Origin of the sequence: Micromonospora antibiotica (assembly GCF_017599305.1) — a bacterium.
GTDB classification, from domain to species: Bacteria; Actinomycetota; Actinomycetes; order Mycobacteriales; family Micromonosporaceae; genus Micromonospora; species Micromonospora antibiotica.
This window is the reverse complement of the sequence record NZ_JAGFWR010000002.1, coordinates 253191-270645: the sequence shown is the minus strand read 5'-3', so window position 1 is coordinate 270645 and position 17455 is coordinate 253191. Positions and strand designations below refer to the sequence as shown.

The 17455-nt window shown below is 72.3% G+C and carries 14 protein-coding genes; 12 read left to right on the top strand and 2 right to left on the bottom strand.

Features of this window, described 5'->3' with window-relative positions:
• Nucleotides 1-273: 273 nt before the first annotated feature.
• Together JQN83_RS06120 and JQN83_RS06115 are read left to right on the top strand one after the other, a co-directional pair.
• Nucleotides 274-1719: an arabinofuranosidase catalytic domain-containing protein gene (locus tag JQN83_RS06120; protein WP_244251847.1), complete on the top strand. Its 1446-nt coding sequence runs from the start codon at nt 274-276 to the stop codon at nt 1717-1719.
• 374 nt (nt 1720-2093) lie between these two features.
• On the top strand, nt 2094-4340 hold the full coding sequence (locus JQN83_RS06115) for an ATP-binding protein (RefSeq protein WP_208566060.1): 2247 nt from the start codon (nt 2094-2096) through the stop codon (nt 4338-4340).
• Nucleotides 4341-4343: 3 nt separating this feature from the next.
• On the opposite strand, the gene JQN83_RS06110 is transcribed toward JQN83_RS06115, so the two are convergent.
• Nucleotides 4344-5471, bottom strand: coding sequence for a helix-turn-helix domain-containing protein (locus tag JQN83_RS06110; RefSeq protein ID WP_307799051.1), 1128 nt, complete (start codon nt 5469-5471; stop codon nt 4344-4346).
• A gap of 163 nt (nt 5472-5634) precedes the next feature.
• Nucleotides 5635-7110 carry an RICIN domain-containing protein gene (locus tag JQN83_RS06105; protein WP_208566058.1) on the bottom strand — a complete coding sequence of 492 codons (1476 nt, stop codon included), beginning with the start codon at nt 7108-7110 and terminating at the stop codon, nt 5635-5637.
• Nucleotides 7111-7530: 420 nt separating this feature from the next.
• Between JQN83_RS06105 and JQN83_RS06100 the strand changes: the two genes are divergently transcribed.
• From JQN83_RS06100 to JQN83_RS06055, 10 genes are all read left to right on the top strand, one after another.
• Complete coding sequence (locus JQN83_RS06100) at nt 7531-9546, top strand: oxidoreductase (protein ID WP_208566057.1); 2016 nt, start codon at nt 7531-7533, stop codon at nt 9544-9546.
• A 95-nt stretch (nt 9547-9641) separates the two neighbouring features.
• Nucleotides 9642-10718, top strand: a complete 1077-nt coding sequence (locus tag JQN83_RS06095; protein ID WP_208566056.1) for a class I SAM-dependent methyltransferase — start codon at nt 9642-9644, stop codon at nt 10716-10718.
• Complete coding sequence (locus JQN83_RS06090; RefSeq protein WP_208566055.1) at nt 10718-11029, top strand: hypothetical protein; 312 nt, start codon at nt 10718-10720, stop codon at nt 11027-11029. Before JQN83_RS06095 ends, JQN83_RS06090 begins: the two co-directional genes overlap by 1 nt.
• On the top strand, nt 11029-11460 hold the full coding sequence (locus JQN83_RS06085) for a nuclear transport factor 2 family protein (protein WP_208566054.1): 432 nt from the start codon (nt 11029-11031) through the stop codon (nt 11458-11460). The genes JQN83_RS06090 and JQN83_RS06085 overlap by 1 nt, the downstream gene beginning before the upstream one ends.
• A 139-nt stretch (nt 11461-11599) precedes the next feature.
• Nucleotides 11600-12712, top strand: coding sequence for an ABC transporter substrate-binding protein (locus JQN83_RS06080; protein ID WP_208566053.1), 1113 nt, complete (start codon nt 11600-11602; stop codon nt 12710-12712).
• 27 nt (nt 12713-12739) lie between these two features.
• Nucleotides 12740-13564 (top strand): ABC transporter ATP-binding protein, encoded by an 825-nt coding sequence (locus JQN83_RS06075; RefSeq protein WP_208566052.1) that lies wholly within the window; start codon nt 12740-12742, stop codon nt 13562-13564.
• Nucleotides 13565-13576: 12 nt separating this feature from the next.
• On the top strand, nt 13577-14428 hold the full coding sequence (locus tag JQN83_RS06070) for an ABC transporter permease (RefSeq protein ID WP_208566051.1): 852 nt from the start codon (nt 13577-13579) through the stop codon (nt 14426-14428).
• Nucleotides 14425-15177, top strand: a complete 753-nt coding sequence (locus JQN83_RS06065; RefSeq protein WP_208566050.1) for an SDR family NAD(P)-dependent oxidoreductase — start codon at nt 14425-14427, stop codon at nt 15175-15177. Before JQN83_RS06070 ends, JQN83_RS06065 begins: the two co-directional genes overlap by 4 nt.
• Nucleotides 15178-15227: 50 nt before the next feature.
• Entirely contained in the window at nt 15228-16592 is a 1365-nt protein-coding gene (locus tag JQN83_RS06060; protein WP_208566049.1) for a M20/M25/M40 family metallo-hydrolase, read from the top strand.
• Nucleotides 16589-17407 carry an alpha/beta fold hydrolase gene (locus JQN83_RS06055; protein WP_208566048.1) on the top strand — a complete coding sequence of 273 codons (819 nt, stop codon included), beginning with the start codon at nt 16589-16591 and terminating at the stop codon, nt 17405-17407. The genes JQN83_RS06060 and JQN83_RS06055 overlap by 4 nt, the downstream gene beginning before the upstream one ends.
• Nucleotides 17408-17455 lie beyond the last annotated feature (48 nt).

Below are 17455 nucleotides of genomic sequence, written 5' to 3'. Positions count from 1 at the left end.
AGTTCCGCCGCCGTCCGCCGGGGGGAATCCGCCGATGTCCGGCGGTGCGTGGTGGGCAGGGCGGGGCGGACAGGGATCGCAGGGTGGCGCAATATATCGATAGGGGTTAATGTTAAAGATCTGACGTCTTATGTCAGGAGTGGGCGCGGCTGACGGATCGGTCCCGCAACCCCGTCGTTCGGACACGAGGCACAGCCGCGCCAGAGGCAGCCACCACCGCACCCGTACCGTTCCGGAGAGGATTCGATGAATGTGTTGAGAAGGTCCAGTCGTATGACGATCGCCGTGGCGACGATGGCGACCCTGGCCGTCGTCAGCGGCGGCTCCGTGCTGGCGGACGCGCCGGGCGCGCGGGCCGCGACCACCGGCCCGTGTGACATCTACGCCGCGGGCGGTACGCCGTGCGTGGCCGCGCACAGCACCACCCGCGCCCTGTACGGTGCGTACAACGGGCCGTTGTACCAGGTGCGCCGGACGTCGGACAACACCACCCGGGACGTCGGCGTGCTGAGCGTGGGTGGTGTCGTCAACGCCGCGACCCAGGACTCCTTCTGCGCGAACACGAGCTGCGTGATCACGATCATCTACGACCAGTCGGGCCGCAACAACCGCCTCACCCAGGCGCCCGGCGGCTACTGGCCCGGCCCCGCGCCGGGCGGCTGGGACAACCTGGCCGACGCGAAGGCCGCACCGGTCACGATCGGCGGCCAGAAGGCGTACGGCGTCTACGTCTCGCCCGGCACCGGCTACCGCAACAACAACACCAACGGTGTCGCCACCGGCGACCAGCCCGAGGGCATCTACGCCGTCGTCGACGGCACGCACTACAACCAGTGGTGCTGTTTCGACTACGGCAATGCGCAGACCGACGGTCAGGCCGACTCGCCGGCCATCATGGAGACGGTCTACTTCGGTGCCAACAAGCAGTGGGGATACGGTGCCGGCGCCGGCCCGTGGGTCATGGCCGATCTGGAGTGGGGACTGTTCTCCGGGGTGAACGCGGGGTACAACAACATCGCGTCCATCAACCACCGTTTCGTGACGGCCATGGTCAAAGGTGAGCCGAACCACTGGGCGATCCGCGGTGGCAACGCCCAGTCGGGGGGCCTGACGACCTATTTCGACGGGCGGCGTCCCAACGGATACCACCCGATGAAGAAGGAGGGTGCGATTCTGCTCGGCATCGGCGGCGACAACAGCGTCTCCGGCCGGGGCACCTTCTTCGAGGGCGTGCTGACCTCGGGTTACCCGTCGCCGGCCACCGAGGACGCGGTGCAGGCGAACATCGCCGCGGCGGGATACGCGCCGGCCGGTGGCGGCACCCCCACGCAGAGCGTCCAACTCGTGGGCACCCAGTCCGGTCGCTGCGTCGACGTGCCGAACGGCAGCACCACCAACGGCACGCAGGTCCAGTTGTGGGACTGTACGGGTGGCAGCGCGCAGCGCTTCACCCGGACGGCGGGCCGGCAACTCCAGGTGTCGGGCGGCAAGTGTCTCGACGCCTCCGGGCAGGGCACCGGCAACGGCACCCAGGTGATCATCTGGGACTGTCACGACGGGGCCAACCAGCAGTGGAACGTCAATGCCGACGGCACCATCACCGGTGTGCAGTCGGGTCGCTGCCTGGACGCCAGCAACGCGGCCACGGCCAACGGCACCAAACTCGTTCTCTGGGCCTGCAACGGGCAACAGAACCAGCAGTGGAGCCTGCGTAGCTGACCGCCACGTCGTAACCGGCCGGTCGGCCGCCTCGTGTCCTGCGCGGGGCGGCCCGACCGGCCGGTCGTGTCGCGCTGCCCGGCCCGGTCTGCGTCGTCGTCTTGTCCTGCCTGTCGTTCCGCGGGTCACCCGGGGTTCCTGCAGCAGCAGATCGAAGGCCACGGTCCGAACTGGAACCAGGTGTCGTTGCGGCTCAACGACGTCGACACCCGCCACGGCTGCGTCGACATCCACGGCAGCGCAGACGCGTACGCCCGGGCGTGCAACTACGGCGGCTACCAGACCTGACGGTTGAACGGTGGGTGATCCGACCATGCGCTACGTCACTCGTCGATGCCTGGAATCTCGGGCGGCGATCTGTGAGGGTGTGCTCGGTGAAGCCGATACCGAGCGTACCCGAACCACCGACGCTGGGTGCCGTCCTGCGTGGGTGCCGCCTGGCGGCGGGCCTGTCGATCGAGGCGCTCGCCGAGCGCTGCGAAGTCAGTGCCCGGGCGATCAGCGACATCGAACGCGACCGGGTCCGTCGCCCGCAACGGCGCACCCTGACCGTCCTGTTCGACGTTCTCGCCGTGCCGCACGACGAGCGTCGTCGTCTGGTCGAGGCCACCTCCGTGCGGCCGGCCGGCGCGGAACTGCCCGATCCGCCCCGCTACTTCAGCGGCCGGGCAGCGGAGTTGCGGACCCTGGGCGACATCGCCCGTCGCCCGTCAGGTGACCGGCAGCAGGCCACCGTGCTCGTCGTCACCGGACCGGCCGGGGTGGGCAAGACCAGCCTCGTCCTGCGGGCCTCGGCCGACCTGGCCACGGACTTCCCCGACGGCCGGTTCTTCGTCGACCTGCGCGGCATGGACGACGTCCCGACCACCCCGGGCGAGGCGCTGCACCGGTTGCTGCGGGCGCTCGGCGTGCCGGAACAGCGGATCCCCGCCGGGCTCGACGGGCGGGCGACGGCGTACCGCTCGGCGTTGTGCGAGCGCCGGGCCCTGGTGGTGTGGGACAACGCCGCCGACGAGGCGCAGGTCCGGCCGTTGCTGCCCGGGGCCGGACGCAGTCTCGTGCTGTTCACCAGCCGGCGGCGACTCAGCGGTCTCGACACCGCACAGTGGCTGTCGCTGGAGCCACTGCCGGCCGAGGACTCCACCGCGATGCTGCGGGCCATCGCCCGGCCGGTAGCCGTCGATCCGGCCGAACTCACCGAGCTGGCCCGGCACTGCGGTCACATGCCCCTGGCGTTGCGCGTCACCGGGCAACGCCTGTCGGCCGAGCCGGGGCTGTCCGTCGCGGAGCTGAACCGTCGGTTCACCGGCGAGCAGGCCCGCCTGCGGGTCATCGACGCCGACACCGCCGGCATCCACACCGCGCTGAGCCTGTCGTACCGGCGGCTCGGGGACGACCTGCGGCGGACCTTTCGGCGGTTGTCGCTGATGCCGGGTCCGGACTTCGGCCCGGACCCGGTCGCCGTGGTCACCGACGGCTCCGACGCCGACGCCGAGCAACGGCTGGAAGCCCTGGTGGAGAGCGGTCTGGTGGCTGCCGTGCCGGCGGACCGCTACGGGCTGCACGACCTGGTACGTGACTTCGCCGTCGACCGGCTGACGGCCGAGGAGCCGGACTCGGCCGGCCCGTTGCGGACGTCCTCGCTGCGCTGGTGGCTGGCGCGGACCACGGCGGCGGGGCGGCACTTCGAGCCGGACGGACCGCCGTCGCTGGCGGAGTTCGGGGATCGCGAGGCGGCGACGGCGTGGCTCGACGCCGAACGGGGCAACTGGTTCGCGGCGTTGCGGTCGGCCGCCGCCGAGGGGCTGCACGAGCAGGTGGTCGACACCGTCGACGCGCTGCACTGGTTCTCCGACAGCCGGGTGCACCTCGACCTGTGGCCGGAGGTCTTCCGGTTGTCCGCCGAGTCCGCCGCCCGGCTGGACGACCCCCGCATCGAGGCGGTCCACCTCAACTACCTGTCCTGGGCGCAGGCGATCTGCCAGCGTGAGTACGCCGCCAGCGTGGCCACCGCCACCCGGGCGCTGGACCGGGCGGTCCGTGCGGGCGACCCGGCCCAGCAGGGCTGGGCGCTGCTCTACGCCGCCAGCGGCCACACCGGGTTGGGCGAGCACGCGGCGGCGCTGCGGCAGCGGCAGCGGGCCTGGGTGCTGCTGCGACGGGCCGCCGATCCGGAGGGCCTGCCGCAGGCGATGGCCTCGCTCGGCTCATCGCTGCTGGCCCTCGGCAGACCCGTCGAGGCGCTGCGGGTGCACCGGCGGACGCGATGCCTGCTCCGCGATCCGCGCTACCCCATCGCGGCTTTCGCCCGAGCCGCCACCGACGCGTTGAACTGCCGCCGGATCGCCGACGATCTCGCCGTCCTCGGCCGGTGGCCGGACCGGGTCACCGCCCTGCGGGAGGCGGTCGCGCTGTTGCGGGTCAGCGCGATGCCGGCGTTCGAGGCCCTGGTGTCGGTGGAACTGGTCGAGGCGCTGCGCCGCACGGGGGAGACCCGGGACGCCCCGGCGTACCTGCGGCGGGCGATCGAACTGGCCGAGGACTGTGACGATCCGGACCTGGCCGCCCGGGCCGCGACGCTGCTGGCCGAGCTCTCCCGCGACGGCGTGGACCCGGGGTGAGGGTCAGGTGCCGGTGGCGACGCGGGCGAAGGCGCGTACCAGCGGGTGGGGCTCGTAGCGGTGCTCCCGGCCGGCCGTGACCCAGCCCCGTTCGGCCAGGTCGAGAAAGCCCGCCTCGGCGGGGACCGGACCGGCTGGCCGGGTCAGCAGCCGGACGGCCCGGCGGGCCCGGGCCGGCAGCCCCGCGTACGTGCGCTCGAACGCGTCGCGCACCGACAGGTCACCGGCGACCAGCGCGTCCAGGACCCGCTCCGGCCTGGCCAGCCGGTCGATCAGCCACTGCGCGCTCCACTGCGGCCGGGTCAGCAGCCGGTTCGCGGTCACCCGCAGGGCAAGGGGCAGTCCGCCGCAGCCGGCGGCGAGCGCTGCGACCGCGGGTGCGGGCGCGGTGCCGTCCACCATCGTGTCGAGGGCGGCCCGGGCGTCGGCCGCCGGCAGGGGCGGCACCAGCCACCGGTCGGTCACCGGGAGGTCCGCCAGCGGGTGCCGGCCGGTGATCAGGGTGACGCCGAGGGCGTCGGGCGGCAGCAACGGCCCGACCTGGCGGTCGTCGCGCACGTCGTCCAGTACGACCAGGATCCGCCGGCTGCGCAGCAGGTCCCGGTATGCCCCGATGACCACCGGGTCGGGCCCGTGCGTGGACACGTCGGACGGTGGCAGCAACCGGCGGGCGATCGTCGCGGCGGTGGCGTCCGCAACCGGCCCGAGGAACCGCACCCCGTCGGGGAACCGCCCGGCGAGGTCGGTGGCGGCCTGCACCGCCAACGCCGTCTTGCCCGCCCCGGGCAGGCCGATCAGCTGCACCGCGTGGCGGTGTTCCAGCCGGGTGGCCAGCCAGGTGAGGTCGTCGTGGCGGCCGGTGAAGTGGGCGGTCACCCCGGGCAGACCGGTGAGCCCGGCGACCTGTCCGGCGGCCGGGCGCAGCTGGCCGGCATCCACCCCGTCCAGGCCCAGGGCCGCGCCGAGCGCCTGCAGGGTGCCGTGGTGCGGGCGGCGGATCCGGTGCCGTTCGATCCCGCCGATCGTCCGGGCGCTCACCCCGGAGCGGGCGGCGAGTTCGTCGATGGTCAGTCCGGCGGCCATCCGCAGTGACCTGAGCCGGTGGAGCTGTTCCTGCGTGTTGTCCCGCACCCCGTACCCCCGCCAGGACGACTGCTGTCCGGTCCAGTAGACGTCGCCTGGGCGGCACGTGGGGTGAGGTCATCGTCACACCGCGTTCCGGGGCTGGTGGGATGCGCGGTGGTGGCCGTCCGCCGTCCCGGCCTGCGGGAGGCGGGACGGCGGACGGGGCCGGTCAGGAGGTGCCGACCCGCTGCCACTGCTGGTTGGCGGCGCTGCCGCAGGCGTACTGGATCACCCGCGCGCCGTCGGCGGTGGAGTAGCCGGTGACGTCCAGGCACCTGCCGCTGTGCCGGGCGACGAGCTGGGTGTAGCCGGAGCCCGCGTCGCGCAGCTGCCACTGCTGGTCGGTGCGCCCCGACTGGCAGCCGAACTGCTGCACCGGTGCGTTGTCGGCGGTGGAGCCGCCGGCCACGGTGAGGCACTTGTCGCTGTGCCGGGCGACGATCTGCACGTACCCCGAGCCCGCGTCGCGCAGCTGCCACTGCTGGTTGGTGCCGTTGTTGCAGGCGTACTGGGCCACGGCGGCGGCGTCGGCGGTGGACCGGTCGAGCACGTCCAGGCACTTGCCGCTGTGCCGGGCGCGCAGCGTGTCGAAGGTGTAGCCGCCGTTGACCCCGGAGACCACGCCGGTGGCGGTGTCGATGGTCAGCTGCGGATACCAGCTCATGGTCAACGAGGTGGCGGTGGGGAAGTTCAGCGGCAGCCAGACGTAGCGGGACTGGTTGACCGGGCCGCCCGTGGCGCCGGCCCACCGGTCGCCGAGGTAGAGGTACGAGGTGGCGGCGCTGCCCTGCACCGGCAGCACGTACGCCGACTGGGAGTCGTAGGTGGTGCCGTCGGCGAAGTTCGTCGGGTTGGTCCAGGTGCCGCCGACGCTGCTGGCGGTGGCGTACCGGGCCTGGTTGGGCGACCAGCCGGTGGCGCCCGAGGTGACCAGGAAGTAGACCCCGTTGCGTTTGAACATCGCCGGGGCCTCCCGGTAGTTGTCCGGCCACAGCGTCCGCACCAGCGACGCGACCCCGGTGTAGTCGGCGGTGAGGCGGTAGATGTTCAGGTCCGCGTTGTTGCGGGTGGCGGAGATCAGGTACGCGGTGCCGTCGTCGTCGCGGAACACCGTCTGGTCCCGGGAGTCGTGGCCGAGCGGCCGGAAGCTGCCCAGGTAGCGGTAGTTGCCGTCGACCGTGCTGGAGGTGGCCACCGCGACCCGGGCCTGGTTGTAGTCGACGCCGTTCTCCCAGTGCATCCAGAGCACGTACTGGCCGGTGCCGGCGTTGTAGATCACCTTGGGGCGTTCGATGTTGGCCGTCGCCAGCTCACCGGCGGAGGATTGGGTGAGCACGTTGTTGCGGAACTCCCAGGTGCGCAGGTCGGTGGAGCGGTAGACCGACACGTACCGGAAGGTGTTGTTGGCGTTGCGGTTCTCGCCGAACCAGTAGTAGTAGTCGCCCACCTTGATCATGCCGCCGCCGTGGGCGTGCACGCCGGCGCCGCTGGTGTCGGTGAACTGGGTGCCGTTGGCCACGGTGACGGGTGCGGCCCGCGCGGCCGGGGTGGTGAGGGTGAGCGGGGCGAGCAGGACCGCGCAGGCGGCGAGGGTGAGGGCGGTGACGATCCGGCGGAGGGTGGTGGGGTGGGGCGCGGCAGGCATGGCCGCCTCCTCTTGCGGTGGGCGCGAGGTGCCGCGGGGACGCGCGGGACCTTTTCTCGACCCTCACGATATGCGGTGGAACCGATCTATGTACATGTATCGATTTTGTTTGCGGCCGGGCGTTCGCGGGTGTGGGTGGGGCCGGTGGTCGGCCCGTTCGTGGTGGTCGCGGTTGTCGGGGTCGATTCGCCGCCGCCCCGCACGTGTCCGATTGGCGGCAGGAGGGTGGATTGGCGGACCGTCGACCGTTCGCCTGAGAGAAACAGCAGGTCAAAGCTATGTTAACCAGCAAGTTACTGACTGGTAGGTCATTGACGGTCAACGTGAGGCGGCTCTAGCGTTCCCTCCATTCGAACGGCGTACGGTCCACCCGAACGGTCTTCGGTCCGGTGGTGGTACGTCCAGACGGGAGGCCCGAGCATGGCCGACGGGACGGTGCACACCCTCTTCACGCCAGTCCGCCTCGCCTCCGTCCCGCTGCGCAACCGGGTCTTCGTCCCGGGCCACACCACCAACTTCGGCCTGCACAACGAGCCCACCCCCCGACTCGCCGCTTACCACGCCGAGCGGGCGGCCGGCGGCGTCGGCCTGATCGTCACCGAGGCCATCCGGGTGCACCCGACAAGCGCCGGACGCAGCATCAGCCTGGGCAGCTTCACCGACGCCGGCATCCCCGCCTACCGGGCGGTCACCGAGGCCGTGCACCGGCACGGCACGCGCATCTTCGCCCAGCTCATGCACGCCGGCCGGCAGGCCAACGGCGACGCCACCCGCACCGCAGCCTGGTCGTCCTCCCCGGTGGCCTGGGCCACCGGCGCGCACGTCCCGCACGCCATGGGTCGCCACGACATCGCCGTGGTGGTCGCCGCGTTCGCCGCCGCCGCCGGGCGGATGCGGCGGGCCGATTTCGACGGCCTGGAACTGCACGCCGGCCACGGGCACCTGCTCCAACAGTTCCTGTCGCCGCACACCAACCGGCGCACCGACGCCTACGGCGGCAGCCTGGACCACCGGCTGCGGCTCACCCGCGAGGTGCTGACCGCCGTGCTGGCCGCCACCGACCTGCCGGTCGGGTTGCGGGTCAGCGCCGACGAGTTCCTTCCCGGCGGCCTGGATCCCGACGCGATGGTGGAGATCGTCGCCCGGCTGCGCGAGGAGTTCCCGCTGGCCTACGTCCACGTGAGCCACTCCGCCTACCACGGCAGCTACACCCTGGCCACCCAGATGGCCGACATGAGCTTCGGGCACGCGCCGTTCCGACACCACGCGGCCACCTTCAAGCGGGCCTTCCCGGACCTGCCCGTGCTGGCGGTCTGCCGGCTCGACAGCCTGCCCGAGGCGGCCGAACTGGTCGCGGCGGGGGAGGCGGACCTGGTCGGTCTGGCCCGCCCGCACATCGCCGACCCGCACCTGGTCCGCAAGGCGGCCCAGGGCCGACACCACGAGACCCGGGCCTGCCTGGCCTGCAACCAGGGCTGCATCGCCCGGGTCGAGGCCAGCCTGCCGATCACCTGTGTGGTCAACCCCGAGGTCGGCGCGGAGCGGGAGTGGGCGGCGGCCTGGCGACGCCCGCAGCGGCCGGCACCACCGCGCCGGGTGCTCGTCGTCGGCGGTGGTCCGGCCGGCCTGGCCGCGGCCACCGCCGCGCGACGGGCCGGCCACCGGGTCACCCTGGCCGAGGCGGGTGACGCGCTCGGCGGCCAGGTCACCCTCGCCGCCCGGGTACCCGGCCGGGAACGGCTCGGCCTGCTCACCCGGGACCTCGCCGCCGAGGCGTACGCCACCGGGGTCGAGGTGCTGCTCGGCAGGCGGATCACCGCCGCGCAGGTGCGGGCCGGCGCCTACCACGACGTAGTGCTGGCCACCGGGTCCCGCCCCCGCCCCCGGCCGCTGCCGGGCGGGCCGCCGATGCTCGACCTCTGGCAGGCGGTCGCCGCCCTCGACGCACCCGTCACCGGCAGCTACGTGGTGATCGACGAGGACGGGGGCTGGGCCGCCGCCTCCGTCGCCGAGGCCCTGGCCCGAGGGGGCGGCCGGGTGCACCTGGTCTCCCCGACCGCCAGCATCGCCGCCCGGATCACCACCTACTCACGACTGGCCCTGTTCAGCCGCCTCGCTGACCTGGGCGTCGTGGCCCATCCACTGCGGACCGTCCGCGCCGCAGGTCCGACTACGGTGGCCCTGACCGGGCCGCTCACCGGCCCCGAACTCGAGATTCACGACGTCACCGCGGTCGTCGACGCCGGCCCGTCGGTCGCCGACGACTCCCTCTACCGCCAGCTCGACGCGTCGCCCGACGGACCCCGGGTCCATCTCGTCGGCGACGCCAACGCCCCCCGCACCACCCTGGAAGCGGTCTACGAGGGCCGGTTCGCCGGCGCCTTCCTCGGCCGCCACGACACCCCCGCCGCCGTCCAGGTGGCGCTCGCCTACTGATCCGGCGGCGGCGACCCCGGTCGCAGCCGCCCCGAGCACCCCTCCCGATCCGGCGCCGCCCGCGAGGAGCCGGACGCGACAAAAGGAGATCAGCCATGTTCGACGTCGAGGACCGCCTGACCCTGGACGAACGATCCGCCGTGGACTTCGTCCTCGGCCTGCGCAAGCGCTGGGCCGACACCGTGTACCCAGCACTCACCAGGGAGTACGCCGCCACCGGTGCACCGGCCACCAGCATCGACGAGGCCGGCCGGACGCTGCGTGAACTGCCGCTCTACCCGTGGTTCAGCCACCTGGAGCGGGTGCAGCAGAAGATGCTGTGGAAGGCGGCCGGCGACGCCGTACTGGACCGGCGTGCGGAGCTGACCCGGCAACTGACCGCCGTTGCGGCACCGCCGGCCGGCTCGCTCACCCTCGACCCTGACCTGGCCCTGCCGGACTGGTACACCGACTACGACATCCATATCCAGCCGGGCGGGTTCTGCTCCGACGACATGTCGGCCTACGTCTACGAGTTCGGCGCGCGGATCGTCATGCTGCGCGACAACGACGGCTACAAGTTCCACCAGCTGTTCACCCGGACCGCACTGCCCGACCTGCCCGCCGCGACCCGGGTCGTCGACATCGGCTGCGGCTTCGGCAAGAGCACCCGGCCGCTGGTGGCCCGCTACCCGACCGCCCAGGTCATCGGACTCGACCTGGCCGCCCCCGGACTGCGCCTGGCGCACGCCGAGGCGGAGGCCGCCGACCTGGCCATCGACTACCGGCAGGCCGACGGCCGGGCCACCGACCTCGCCGACGCCTCCTGCGACGTGGTCACCGGCACGATGGTGCTGCACGAGATGCCGGCCGCGGCCATCCGGGAGACGATCGAGGAGGCCGCCCGCCTGCTCAAGCCGGGCGGCGCGCTGCGTTTCCTGGAGTTCCAACTCACCGGTGACCCGCTGCGCGACGCCACCGTCTACGAGCACGCCGAGCGGAACAACGAGCCGTTCTTCCACGCCCTGTTCGGCTCCGACCTGCTCGCGATCTGCGCCGAGGCCGGCCTCACCGACGCCGGTTGGACGCCGTTCGACGAACGCCGCAACGGCATGCAGCCCGAGGGCTGGGGCGACCGGTCCGAGTGGCACTTCCCCTGGGCCGTGCTGTCCGCGACCAAGCCGGAGGCGTGATGAGCACCGAGTTCGACTACTTCGGCGACCCCCGGCTCGGCAAGCTGCTCGACCTGGTGCTGCAACTGTCCACCGAGCTGCACGTCAGCCGGCAGCGGCTGCGGGTGCTGGAGCAGCTGCTGGTCCGCCGGGACGTGCTCGGTGCCGGTGACGTCGACGGCTTCACCGCCGACGACGCCGAACAGCTCGCCCTGGCCCGCGACCGCGACCAGTTGCTGCACCGGCTGATGCGCATCCTCACCGAGCAGGGCCCCGCGGAGCACCCGCTGCGCGACCAGTGGGAGGCGGCGCTGAACGGCAGGGCCGGCTGATGGACGGCGGGCGACCGCCCGGGGACCTCCCCGACGGCACCCTCGCCGACGAACCGGCCCGGCTGGTCGACCACTACCTGCAACTGTGCGAGGACCGCGAGCTGGACCGGGCCGGTCGCCTGCTCGCACCGGAGGTCCGGATCGTCTTTCCCGGCGGCCGGGTCTACCGCAACCTCGACGAACTGGTGGCCGGCGCGACCGGCACCTACCGGTGGGTGCGCAAGCACCGCGACCGCTACCTGGTGGGCACCGACGGCGACGCCGTCTCGGTGGTCTCCCTGGGCCGGCTGTACGGGCAGTGGCCCGACGGCGCCGGCTTCGACGACATCCGTTACGCCGACGTGTTCGTGCTGCGCGACGGGCTGATCGTCGAGCAGCACGTCTACAACGACCTCGCCGACACCGTGGCGCGGCGGGACCCGTCCCGCTGATCCACCGACCCGGGTCCCCGCCTCCCGCCCGCCGTGGCGGCGTCGGTCCGACCCACCCACACCAGCACCGATCCGTCCCGGCCGCCGCTGCTGTGCGCGGCTGACCAGCCCTTTCCCTGAACGAGGACGAGGTATCGACATGAAGCACAAGTGGGGTTTGCTGCCGGCGGCGCTGGTCGCCGCGGTGACGCTGGCCGGATGCGGGGGCTCCGGTGACGAGTCGGGCACCGAGGCGGGGGCACCGGCGAAGTTGACCTTCGCCATCGCCTCGGCGGTGATCGGCCCGAAGGAGGAGGTCGCCGTGTACGCGGTGGCCAAGGAGCTGGGCTACTTCGACGAGGAGAAGCTGACCGTCGAGACGATCAACACGGACGGCTCGGTCGCTGCGCTCCAGGCGGTCGCCTCGGGAAGTGGTGACCTCACCGCCGCCGACACCGGCTCCATCCTCGGCGCGGTACAGAAGAACGTCCCGGTCAAGGCCATCGGCGGCCTGGTGCAGAACTGGCCCTGGGTGATGGCGGTCAAGCCGGACAGCACCCTCACCGGCGGCGCCGACCTGAAGGGCAAGAAGATCGGGGTGATCAGCCTGGCGTCCGGCTCCGCCCCGTACGCCCGGGCCTACGTCGCGGCGGCCGGCCTCGACCCGGCCAAGGACGTCGAGCTGCTGCCCGTCGGGGTCGGCGCGCAGGCCGCCGCCGCGCTCAAGGACGGCAAGGTCGACGTGCTGGCGCTCTATACCCAGGCGTACGCGGTGATCGAGAACTCCGGCACCACGCTGAAGTACCTCGACAACCCCGACGCCTTCGACGGCATCCGGTCGCTGAGCTTCGCCGTCGGCGCCCGCAAGCTCGACGACAACAAGGACGTCTACACCCGGTTCCTGCGGGCGGCGTACAAGGCGATGCTCTTCTCCGCGAAGAACCCGGAGGCCGCCATGCGGATCGGCTACAAGGTGTTCCCGCAGATCCTCGCCGGTAAGGACGCGGCGGCGCAGCTGCCCGCCGACACCAGGAGCCTCACCGCCTGGCTGAAGACCGCCACCCCGGCGTCCGGCAGCCCGGATCAGTTCGGCGACTGGGGTGCGATCAGCGACCAGGAGTGGACCAAGACCCAGGCGTACACCAAGGAGGCCGGCCAGATCACCGGTGACGTCTCCCTCGGCGACGTGTGGGAACCGGGTCTGCTCTCCGGCGCGAACCAGTTCGACAAGGCCGCGGTGCTCGACAAGGCCGCCAACTACCCCGCGCAGTAGCGCGCGGCGGACGCGGAAGGGAACGCGATGGCCATCAAGGCGATGGGTCGCCGGGAGCAGCAGCCGGCCACGGTGTCGGAGGACTCCTGGATCGAGGTGGCCGGCCTGGACAAGCAGTACCAGCCCCGCCGGTCGGCACCCACCCAGGCACTCAGCGACATCAACCTGACCGTCCGGCGCGGCGAGTTCATCTCGGTCGTCGGTCCGTCGGGTTGCGGCAAGACCACCCTGCTCAAGATCCTGGCCGGGTTGAGCCCGAAGACCGGCGGCACGGTACGGATCGCCGGCACCGAGGTGGTCAGACCCCTCCGTGAGGTCGGGATGGTGTTCCAGGCGCCCACCCTGCTGCCCTGGCGCACCATCTTCGACAACGTCATGGTGCCGGCGGAGATCCAGAAGTTGGATCCCGCCCGGCATCGGCAACGCGCCCAGGAACTGCTGGAGATGGTGGGCCTGACCGGGTTCGAGCGGAAGTACCCGCACGAACTCAGCGGCGGCATGCAGCAGCGGGCCGGCATCTGCCGGGCGCTGGTGCACGACCCGGCCGTACTGCTGATGGACGAGCCGTTCGGCGCGCTCGACGCGATGACCCGCGAGTACATGAACGTCGAGCTGCTGCGCATCTGGCGGGAGAGCAACCAGACGGTGGTGCTGGTGACGCACTCGATCCCCGAGGCGGTCTTCCTCTCCGACCGGGTCGTCGTGCTCAGTTCCCGCCCGGGGCGCATCGCCGAGGTGCTGCCCATCGACCTGGACCGCCCGCGCGACCTGGGCGTCATGTCCTCCGACCGGGCCGGGGTCTACGTGGACCGGATCCGCCGCCACTTCCACGCCGCCGGCGTGATTGACTGACGAGGTGCCGCCATGGCAACGACAGATGTGCGCGACAAGCCGTCCCCCGGCGCACCGCCGGGCCCGCAGCCGGCCCGGCGGCGGTTCGACCTGCGGGACCGTCCCCAGTTGTGGCTCGTCCCGACGGTCTTCGTCGTGGTCGTGCTCGCCTGGGAGTACGGCACCCAACTGCTCGACGTCGACGAGTACGTGCTGCCCCGCCCCTCCCAGATCGCCGAGGCGCTGCACCGGCAGCTCACCGACGACCAGTTCTGGGGGCACTTCTGGGTGACCACCCAGGAGTCGCTGCTCGGCTTCGCCATCGGCGTCGGCGCGGCGGTCCTGCTCGGCACCTTCATCTCCCAGATCAGGGTCGTCGAGGCCACCCTGATGCCGTACATCGTGGCGTTCCAGACCGTGCCGAAGGTCGCCCTCGCCCCGCTGTTCGTGCTCTGGTTCGGTTTCGGCTTGACCAGCAAGGTGGTGATGGCGGCGGTCATCTCGTTCTTCCCGATGCTGGTCAACGTCATCGAGGGGCTGCGGGCCGCCGACGCCGACCGGATCCAGATGCTCACCGTGTTCGGCGCGAGCCGGTCGCAGATCTTCCGGATGGTCCGGCTGCCCAGCGCGCTGCCGTTCATCTTCGCCGGCCTCGACATCGGCATCGTCTTCGCCATCCTCGGCGCGGTCGTCGGTGAGTTCATCGGCGCCAAGGAGGGGCTGGGCTACCTGTTGTTGCAGACCAACTACAACTTCGACATCGCCGGCATGTTCGCCGTGCTGGTGGTGCTGTCGCTGATGGGGCTGGTCGCGCACTTCGTCATCCGGCTGCTGCAACGACGGCTCGCGTTCTGGGCCGAGGACACCAAGGTGATCGGGGCATGAGCACCCCGACGGACGACCCGAACCGGTTCGACGGCCGGGTGGCGCTGGTCACCGGGGCGGCCCGGGGCATCGGCGCGACGATCGCCGCCACCCTGGCCGCCCGGGGGGCCACCGTGGCGTACGCCGACGTCGCCGACACCTGGGACACCCCCACCCCCGACGGGCCGCACAGCCGGCACCGGGTGGACGTCCGGTCGGGCCGGTCCTGCGTCGACCTGGTGGCCGACGTCCTCGACCGGCACGGCCGGCTGGACCTGCTCGTCAACAACGCCGGGGTGGTCCGGCGGGGGCCGGCCGCGACGATGAGCGAGCAGGACTTCAGCACCGTGCTCGACGTGAACCTCACCGGCACGTTCCGGGTCTGCCAGGCCGCCTACCCGGCGCTGCGTGCCACCCACGGGTCGGTGGTGAACATCGGCTCCACCAACGGCCACATCGCGGTGCTCGACACCGTCGGCTACTGCGTCAGCAAGGCCGGCGTGCTGCACCTGACCCGGGTGCTGGCCCTGGAGTGGGCGCCCGACCGGATCCGGGTCAACGCGGTCGGCCCCACCATCGTGCCCACCGACATGACCGCCGACGTACGCGGCGACGCCGGCTATCTCGCCGACAAGCTGGCGACCATCCCGCTGGGCCGGATGGCGGAGCCCGCCGACGTCGCCAACGCGGTCGCCTACCTGCTCAGTGACGCCGCCGTCATGGTCACCGGCCAGACGCTCTTCGTCGACGGCGGCGTCACCATCCACTGACGGTCGGCAGCCCCACCGCCGACCGGACCACCCCGTGGGAGGAACCCCTCATGGCACACCCCGACACCGCAGCCGCCCTCGCGGCGGTGGACGCCCACTTCGACGAGTTCGTGGCCGAACTCCAGCAGCTCTGCCGGATCCGCAGCCGTCGGCAGGAGCCGGACCAGATGGTCGCCACGGCGGAGTTCATCGCCGACTCGGTACGCCGCTGGGGCGGCCACGCCGACCTCGTCGACTGGGAGCACTCCTACCCGTACGTGCTGGCCGAGATGCCCGGCGACGGGGAGCGGGCGCTGCTGCACTTCACCCACTACGACGTCGAGGTGGAGCCGGCCGGTGACGACGCCGACTGGATCAGCCCGCCGTACGCCGCCGAGATCCACGACGGCCGGCTGTACGCCCGGGGGGTGGCCGACGACAAGGGCGCGCTAATGTCCCGCATCCACGCGGTGGCCGCCTGGCGGCTGGCCGGCCTGCCCGCCCCGGTCACCAGCCGGTTCATCTTCGAGGGCAAGAAGTGGCTGCACAGCCCGGGCCTCGGCTCGTTCGTCGACGCCCACGCCGACCGGCTGGCCAGCGACGGCGCGCTGTGGGAGAACTCCTGGGTGGACGGTCAGGACCGCCCGCTGCTCAAACTGGCCGAGAAGGGCGTGCTCTACCTGCGGCTCACCGCCCGCACCCTGCCCCGCGACCTGACCAGCCAGAACACCGCGCTACTGCCGGCGGCCACCGCCCGGCTGGCCGCCGCCCTGGCCCGGTTGCAACGCCCCGACGGCACGGTCACCGTCCCCGGCTTCGCCGACGACGTCCGCCCGCTGACCGACCGGGAGCGGGAACTGCTCGCCGAGGTGGAGTTCGACGGGGACTACCTGCGCCGCCGGGCCGGGGTCACCAGCTTCGCCGGTGGCCTCGACGACCGGCAGGCGGCGGTGGCGATCCGTACCGTCCCCACGCTCACGGTGGCCGGGATCTCCGGCGGTGACATGCGTGACGACGTCACCCTGGGCATCCCGTCGACCGCCACGGCGAAGGTGGAGATCCGGCTGGTCCCCGGTCAGGACCCACAGCGGGTGCTGACCGCGGTCTGCGACCACCTGGAGGCGACCGGTTTCGGGGATCTGGACGTCGAGGTGATGGCGACCAGCCGGCCGAACATGACCGACCACCGGGACCCGTTCGTCGCCCTGGTGGCCGACGCGGCTCGGCGGGTCTACCGGACCGAACCGGTGATCGAGCCGTACACCCAGTGGATCGGCAACCAGGGCACCCTGGCCGGTCGGCCCATCGTCGGCGTCGGGGTGTCCCGGGCCGACTCCGGCGTGGACGGGCCGAACGAGAACATCCGGCTCGACGACTACCGGGCCGGCATCAAGCACGTCATCGAGGTCATGGCCGCCCTGGCGGTGACCCGGTGAGCCGGGTCCGTGGCGCGGCCCGTCGGGGCTACGTCGACCTGCCCTGGGGTCAGGTCCACTACCGCGAGGCCGGCCCGCCCGCCCGGCCGACCCTGCTGATCGTGCACCAGTCGCCGCTGTCGTCGGCCACCTACGACGCGGTGCTCGCCCCGCTGGCCGCGCGCGGCCTGCACGTCGTCGCCGTGGACACCCCCGGCTTCGGGATGTCCGACCCGCCACCGCACCGGTGGACGATCCCCGGGTACGCGACCGCGCTGTGGCAGACCGCCGACGCCCTCGGCCTAGACCGGGTGCACCTGCTCGGGCAGCACACCGGCGCGACCATCGGTGCCGAGGCGGCATTGCAGGCCCCGCACCGGGTAGGTCGGCTGATCCTGCAGGGCCTGCCGCTCTACGACCCGGCCGAGCGGGCCGAGAAGAAGACCGGCTACGCCCCCGGTTACCGGCCGGATCGCGACGGGTCACACCTGCGGGTGATCTGGGAACGGGTGTACGGCCTCTATCCCCGGCTCACGCCCGACGAGGCGGACCGGCAGGTCGCCGAGTACCTGATGACCGGGCCGGACTACGCCACCGCCTACCGGGCGGTCTTCGACCACACCCTCGACACCGCCGCCCTGGCGACGGTGCCCACCGTGCTCCTGCACGGGGCCGACGACCTGGTCGACCGGATGACCCCGGTGGTGCGCGCCGCCCTGCCGCACGCGCCGCTGGTCACCATCCCCGGTGGCACCGACTTCGTCGCCGACGAGCAGCCCGAGGCGTTCGCCGACGCGGTCGCCGGGCAGCTCGACGTCGAGGTGGCGACCCCGTGACCGACCGGCGGCCCGGGTGCACCTACACCCCGTGGGTCGGCCCTTCGA

Bases quoted from the DNA above. Each gene is read 5' to 3' on its own strand.
- JQN83_RS06065 (WP_208566050.1), top strand. From the start codon at position 14,425: ATGAGCACCCCGACGGACGACCCGAACCGGTTCGACGGCCGGGTGGCG.
- JQN83_RS06075 (WP_208566052.1), top strand. From the start codon at position 12,740: ATGGCCATCAAGGCGATGGGTCGCCGGGAGCAGCAGCCGGCCACGGTG.
- JQN83_RS06085 (WP_208566054.1), top strand. From the start codon at position 11,029: ATGGACGGCGGGCGACCGCCCGGGGACCTCCCCGACGGCACCCTCGCC.
- JQN83_RS06080 (WP_208566053.1), top strand. From the start codon at position 11,600: ATGAAGCACAAGTGGGGTTTGCTGCCGGCGGCGCTGGTCGCCGCGGTG.
- JQN83_RS06105 (WP_208566058.1), bottom strand. From the start codon at position 7,110: ATGCCTGCCGCGCCCCACCCCACCACCCTCCGCCGGATCGTCACCGCC.
- JQN83_RS06095 (WP_208566056.1), top strand. From the start codon at position 9,642: ATGTTCGACGTCGAGGACCGCCTGACCCTGGACGAACGATCCGCCGTG.
- JQN83_RS06090 (WP_208566055.1), top strand. From the start codon at position 10,718: ATGAGCACCGAGTTCGACTACTTCGGCGACCCCCGGCTCGGCAAGCTG.
- JQN83_RS06060 (WP_208566049.1), top strand. From the start codon at position 15,228: ATGGCACACCCCGACACCGCAGCCGCCCTCGCGGCGGTGGACGCCCAC.
- JQN83_RS06120 (WP_244251847.1), top strand. From the start codon at position 274: ATGACGATCGCCGTGGCGACGATGGCGACCCTGGCCGTCGTCAGCGGC.
- JQN83_RS06100 (WP_208566057.1), top strand. From the start codon at position 7,531: ATGGCCGACGGGACGGTGCACACCCTCTTCACGCCAGTCCGCCTCGCC.
- JQN83_RS06070 (WP_208566051.1), top strand. From the start codon at position 13,577: ATGGCAACGACAGATGTGCGCGACAAGCCGTCCCCCGGCGCACCGCCG.